7 protein-coding genes, 1 tRNA gene and 1 pseudogene are annotated in these 5,717 nt (G+C 36.3%); 7 read left to right on the top strand and 2 right to left on the bottom strand.

What is annotated here, in order from left to right; all coding sequences use genetic code 11:
• The 4 genes and pseudogenes from E7Z79_RS08945 to E7Z79_RS08930 form a co-directional block, all read left to right on the top strand.
• Positions 1–115: pseudogene (locus E7Z79_RS08945) on the top strand (50S ribosomal protein L34e); the annotation flags it as partial.
• Complete coding sequence (gene cmk / locus E7Z79_RS08940; RefSeq protein ID WP_303739601.1) at positions 115–636, top strand: (d)CMP kinase; 522 nt, start codon at positions 115–117, stop codon at positions 634–636. The pseudogene E7Z79_RS08945 and the gene cmk, both read left to right, overlap by 1 nt.
• Positions 637–858: a 50S ribosomal protein L14e gene (locus E7Z79_RS08935; RefSeq protein ID WP_292608596.1), complete on the top strand. Its 222-nt coding sequence runs from the start codon at positions 637–639 to the stop codon at positions 856–858. It abuts the gene before it with no gap.
• 68 nt (positions 859–926) lie between these two features.
• A complete protein-coding gene (locus E7Z79_RS08930; RefSeq protein ID WP_303739600.1) occupies positions 927–1,892 on the top strand; it encodes an RNA-guided pseudouridylation complex pseudouridine synthase subunit Cbf5 in 966 nt (321 codons plus the stop codon).
• A gap of 93 nt (positions 1,893–1,985) precedes the next feature.
• On the opposite strand, the gene E7Z79_RS08925 is transcribed toward E7Z79_RS08930, so the two are convergent.
• Positions 1,986–3,758 (bottom strand): DUF2207 domain-containing protein, encoded by a 1,773-nt coding sequence (locus tag E7Z79_RS08925; RefSeq protein ID WP_303739599.1) that lies wholly within the window; start codon positions 3,756–3,758, stop codon positions 1,986–1,988.
• Between the two features lie 12 nt (positions 3,759–3,770).
• On the bottom strand, positions 3,771–4,328 hold the full coding sequence (locus E7Z79_RS08920; RefSeq protein ID WP_303739598.1) for a LemA family protein: 558 nt from the start codon (positions 4,326–4,328) through the stop codon (positions 3,771–3,773).
• Between the two features lie 202 nt (positions 4,329–4,530).
• On the opposite strand from E7Z79_RS08920, the gene E7Z79_RS08915 reads away from it, so the two are divergent.
• The 3 genes from E7Z79_RS08915 to E7Z79_RS08905 all read left to right on the top strand — a co-directional run.
• Positions 4,531–4,615: transfer RNA gene (locus E7Z79_RS08915), tRNA-Ser, on the top strand.
• 185 nt (positions 4,616–4,800) lie between these two features.
• Positions 4,801–5,250 carry a 30S ribosomal protein S13 gene (locus tag E7Z79_RS08910; protein ID WP_303739597.1) on the top strand — a complete coding sequence of 150 codons (450 nt, stop codon included), beginning with the start codon at positions 4,801–4,803 and terminating at the stop codon, positions 5,248–5,250.
• A 58-nt stretch (positions 5,251–5,308) separates the two neighbouring features.
• A partial coding sequence (locus E7Z79_RS08905; RefSeq protein WP_303739596.1) for a 30S ribosomal protein S4 occupies positions 5,309–5,717 on the top strand: 409 nt, incomplete at its 3' end.

The following is a 5,717-nucleotide window of genomic DNA, read 5'->3' as shown; positions in this document are numbered from 1 at the left end:
TCCATATGAAATTGGAAAATTATCAAAAACAGCTAAAAGACCTAACCGTCCATTTGGTGGTTACTTATGTTCAAGCTGTGCTCGTAAACATTTCAAAAACGAGGCTAGAAAATAATGATAATTACTGTCGGCGGATTGGCTGGAACTGGAACTACAACCACTGCTGAGGGTCTCTCAGAAAAGTTGGATATTCCATATATCTCTGCAGGTTTTGTCTTTAGGGAAATGGCTGCAGAAAGAGGAATGAGCGTTCTTGAATTCAGTGAGTTTGCTGAAGGTAATGATGATATTGATAAAGAAATTGACAAAAGGCAAGCTGATAAGGCTAAGGAAGCAGAAAATCTGATTGTTGAAGGAAGATTGTCCGCATATTTTGTTGATAATGCTGATTTGAGAGTTTGGTTGGTAACACCTTTCGATGTCCGATCAAAAAGAATTTCCGAAAGAGAGGATAAGTCTGTTGACGTAGCTAAAGAAGAGATTATAACTCGTGAAAAAAGCGAAGCCTTAAGATACATGGAAATCCATAACATTGACATTTCAAATATGGATATCTATGACATAATTATAAATACTGGTACTTTCAATCCTGAAAAAGTATCAGAAATCATTATTCAAACATTAAAGGTGATATAAATGGCATCAATCGAAGTAGGTAGAGTATGTGTTAAAATCGCTGGTAGAGAAGCTGGCGAAAAATGTGCAATCGTTGAAATTATCGATGAAAACTTTGTAGAAGTTGTTGGTGAAGCAGTTAAAAACAGAAGATGTAACATTGCTCACTTAGAACCAACCGAAGATTCTATCGATGTTTCTGGTGACATTGACTCTATTAAAGCAGCTTTAGCTGACTTATAGAGCTAAATGAATAATTGACAAAATTATTCATAACTTTTTTTATTTACTATTTTTTTAAGGTTTTTTTCATGAAATTCAACATGGTGACAAAGTCTAAAAGTTTCACATCCCCGGAATTCGGCTGCAAGCCTGAAGACAGGGAAATCAATGATTACATTTCTAAAGGAGTAATTAACTTAGACAAGCCATCAGGTCCGACATCTCATGAAATTGACTCATGGATTAAACGTATTTTAAACTTGGAAAAATCAGGCCACGGTGGAACATTGGATCCAAAAGTTACAGGTATTTTGCCTGTTGGATTGAATGATGCTACCCGTGCCATTCAGCTTTTATTGACCGCACCTAAGGAATATGTCTGTCTTTTGACATTCCATCAGGATGTGGACGAAGACAGGATTCGTGAAGTGTTTGCCGAGTTTACCGGCAAGATATTCCAATTGCCTCCTGTAAAGTCTGCCGTAAAGCGTGAAATGAGGACACGTAACATCTACTATTCAACTATCTATGAAATAGAAGGACGTGACGTTCTCTTCAGAATAGGCTGTGAGGCAGGAACTTATGTGAGGACATATTGCCACAACATCGGTGAGGCTTTAGGCGTTGGCGCTCACATGGCTGAGCTTAGAAGAACACAAGTGGGATCATTCAATGAAAAGAATAAATTGGTGACCCTGCAGGATGTTACCGATGCATACCACTTCTGGAAGGAAGACGGTGATGAGTCATTCCTGCGTGAAGCAATAATGCCTATGGAAAGGGCTGCAGATTACCTTCCAAAAATCATAATTAAGGATTCAGCCGTGGATGCGGTTTGTCATGGAGCTGATTTGGCCAATGGCGGAATTGCAGAACTTGCAGACAACATTCAAAGGAATGATATTGTAGCAATCGAGACACTTAAGGGTGAATTGGTTGGTGCAGGTAACTCTTTATTGACATCCAATGAGATTTTGGAAGCTGACTCCGGTTTTGCAGTTAATGTTAATAAGGTTTTAATGAAACCTGATACCTATCCAAGATTCTGGAAGTAATATTCTAAAAAATAGACACTGATTATTACGCGTTGCATGTTAATATTCAAATATGCATTCTAATTTTAAAAAATAAAAAAGAAAATGGAAAAGCTAGAAAGCTCCTCCACCTCCACCTCCAGATCCTCCGCCAAGGCCACCAAAGCCACCGGAATCTGAAGAGGAGCTCATTGTTGATTGTCCACTCATTATTGCACTGTGCATCATGTAGGATCCTCCATAACGGTGATACATGAAAATATCCTCATCATAACCGTAGATGTCCTCTTCCTGAAGTTTCATGGCATCATAAACCTTGTCAGCTACTCCAAGAGCCGCACCATAAATCAGGTACTTTTTCCAAACAACTATTGATTCTGGAGGGTGTTCTTTAATTAAACTGTTGTCCTTTAGGAACTTCTTGAAGTTTTTCCATTTGAGATATCTCACACGGCCTTCAGGAGTCCATTTTCCAAATTTATTGTCATCCAATTTCATAATCAGAAGGGAAAATAATATTAAAAATATTCCTCCTGCAATGGAATAAATTCCTGATTTCAATTCTGTCCATAATCCTAAAACGGCCAGAAGTACTCCAAAGAGCAATCCTCCTACACCAAGCACTGCAATAATAGTTGTGCCTGTGTAATCAAATTCTTCCTCAGCTCTAAACTCCAAAGAAGCAGATACATTCTCTTGCCAATCATTAAATCGGCCCATAAACCATTTTGCATTTGATTCGGTTGATAATCTTGAGTTTAAGCTAGATAAATTCAACCTTTCATTATTTGAAAAGCGATGAAGGATATCATAGACCTGCTTTTCATTTGATTTGAGTCCGCTGGTGTTTCCACTGAATTTTATGATTAAATCCTTGGTTTCGGTATCTTCATCGGTTACGGTTTCAATACTCAAAACCTTTTTATCAATCAGATTCAGAATTGCAGCTTCAAATCCATCCATATTAGGAGTTCCAACGTTTCCTGAAGAATATAGTGCATTTACTACTTCCGGCGGGTCATCGGTAGGAAGTTCCCTCTCATATATTCCATCATACATCACTTTTGGCTCTCTTCCAAAAATGAGATAAGTGAATATTGCAACGATGGGACTTAAAAGGGATAGCAATCCTAAAATGACATATGCTGCATTCCAGAAATTACGTCCGTTGACACTGTCGTTGAGGTTTTTCATGATCATTTCCCGACCGTCATAATCGACATGCTTTGCATTTGTTGCATCGTGGAAGTCATCCAATGGCATCAATACAAGGAGTTCATAAAAATCGCCTTTCGGGATATCTGATGTTTTTGCGGTAATTGTATTCTTGTTCAATTCGCTTGAAACATTAAATTCCTGAGGATTCAGGAAATATTCGTTGCCTTTATCTCCAGGCAAATGGGCTTTTACGTTGACGGTTCCGACACCAACGTCCCATTCATCTCCCCAGAGTTTGTATTGAAGTGCACCTACATCATTGAAAAGGGTAACAACATTTTTCATATCATAGCTGATATGAACTGATACGTCACAATCTTTAATTCCTTTTGTATGTCCCTCATCGGAATATAAATAGATTTTCAGATGTTTTTTTCCATCTTCATCGCTTACCGTATGTGAGGCATAAGCTCCGTCAACAGAGACCTTAATGTTTTCTATGCTCTCTCCATCTTTCAAGGGAATGTCTCGGTATACTCCATTGAACTGCCCATCAAATGAATAATCATACCTTTCATCTACATGCAGTAGGCCATTATTTTCAACGGTCAGGTCAACAAATGCCTGATCAATGGTGTAGCTTCTGTCATCGTCGGCTGCAACTGCTGAAAATGTTGAAAATAATAATAAAAAAAGTAAAATTATAGTAAATGTTTTTTTAACATTCATATAATTTCACCACTAGAATTCCACTTTCGGTACTTCTCTTTCACTTTCTGGTGCTTCGAAGAATGTTTCTTCTTTAAATCCGAATAATCTTGCCATCAGGCTACTTGGGAATTGTTGGCATGCGTTATTGTATTTTAAAACAACATCGTTGTAGAATTGTCTTGCGTAGGATATCTTATCCTCTGTGTCGGATAATTCATTTTGCAATTGTTGGAAATTGCTGTTGGCCTTCAAGTCAGGATAGTTTTCAGCAACTGCAAACAAGGTTTTTAAAGCGCCTGTCAACTGATTGTCTGCGGCACTTGCTTCTTCTACAGTTGATGCGTTCATCACGCCGGTTCTTGCTTTTGTAACTTCTTCAAGAACGCCTTTCTCATGTCCAGCATAACCTTTTACGGTTTCCACCAGGTTAGGTATTAAATCGTTTCTTCTTTTGAGTTGCACATCAATTTGCGCGTAACTGTTCTTTACGCGGTTTCTGAGTCCAACCAGGTTGTTGTACATGTGTATTAGTGTTCCGATAATTATAATTAGACAAACTATAATTACTATTGTCAATAGTAAACTCATTTTATCACCAATAAATAATATAATTCTATATTAAAATATACTTTGTCATTTATTAGCATGGAAATATAAATTATATTTGTGGAGTTTATTTTTTTAAAAATCCCACTTTTAACCAAACCTTTATATATGGTAATGTAAATATATTATTATATCATATTATTCTAGATGATATGATAGTACAAGTATTGCTAACTATTTTAATGCCGAGATAGTCTAGCCTGGTAAGGCGCGAGACTGGAAATCTCGTGGGCGTTCAGCCCTCCTGGGTTCAAATCCCAGTCTCGGCGTTTATTAGTTTTTAACTATATTTTTTTGATATTATTAATAAAAATACTTGTTAAACTGATATTTATTGCACTCTTAGCGCATACGCTAAGTTTATAACTGTTGAAAAAACTGTGTTTTGAAATTCAAAACATTCGAATCTATATTTTACGTCTCGTAGGTTCGCTCTATAAATGGAGGTTATTTAATGGAAGACGAATTTAAACATTTAGTACGTATTTCAAGAAAGGACGTTAGTGGTAACAAAACCATTGAACATGCTTTAACTGAAATCAAAGGTGTTGGAATCTCTTTATCTAAAACTATTTGTCGTGTTTTAGACTTAGATTTAGATGCTAAAATTGGATACATTGCTGACGAAGATGTTTTAAAAATTGAAGAAATTTTAGAAAATCCTCTCGATTTCGGCATTCCAGCTTGGATGTTAAACAGAAGAGAAGACTATGAAACTGGTGACAACATTCACTTAATCGAATCAGATCTTGATATGACATTAAGGGACGATTTGAACAGAATGAAAAAGACCAGAAGTTACAAAGGTAGAAGACATGAAGTCGGTTTACCTGTCAGAGGTCAAAGAACAAAATCTACTTTCAGAAAAAGTTCTACTGTTGGTGTAAAACGTTCAAGAGGATAGGCAAGAGCTTTTTTTATAAATTAAATTATTAAATTCAATTTTATAAGGAGATGTTTTAATGGGACAACCTAGAAAATCAAGGAAAAAGTATAATACACCACCACATCCTTGGAATGCAGAAAGAATTAAAAATGAAAATAAATTAATGACTAAATACGGTCTTAAAAACAAAAAAGAAATTTGGAAAGCTGATACTTTAGTCAGAAGATACAGTAGGGAAGCAAGATACTTACTTGGTTTCGGTACTGATCAGATGGTTAGAGAAAAAACACAATTATTAGGACACTTAGCTAGAACCGGTGTTTTGCCAGAAGGTGCAGCTCTTGAAGATATCTTAGATTTAAACGTGGAAGATATCTTAAGAAGAAGATTACAAACTATTGTCTACAAAAAAGGTTTAGCTCGTACTCCTAAAGAAGCAAGAATGTTTGTTGTACACGGTCACATAGCTTTAAACGGTAAAAAAA

It is taken from the genome of Methanobrevibacter thaueri (genome assembly GCF_015062905.1).
GTDB lineage: Archaea > Methanobacteriota > Methanobacteria > Methanobacteriales > Methanobacteriaceae > Methanocatella > Methanocatella thaueri_A.
Note: the sequence above shows the minus strand (reverse complement) of the source record. Positions and strands in the feature narration are given on the sequence as shown.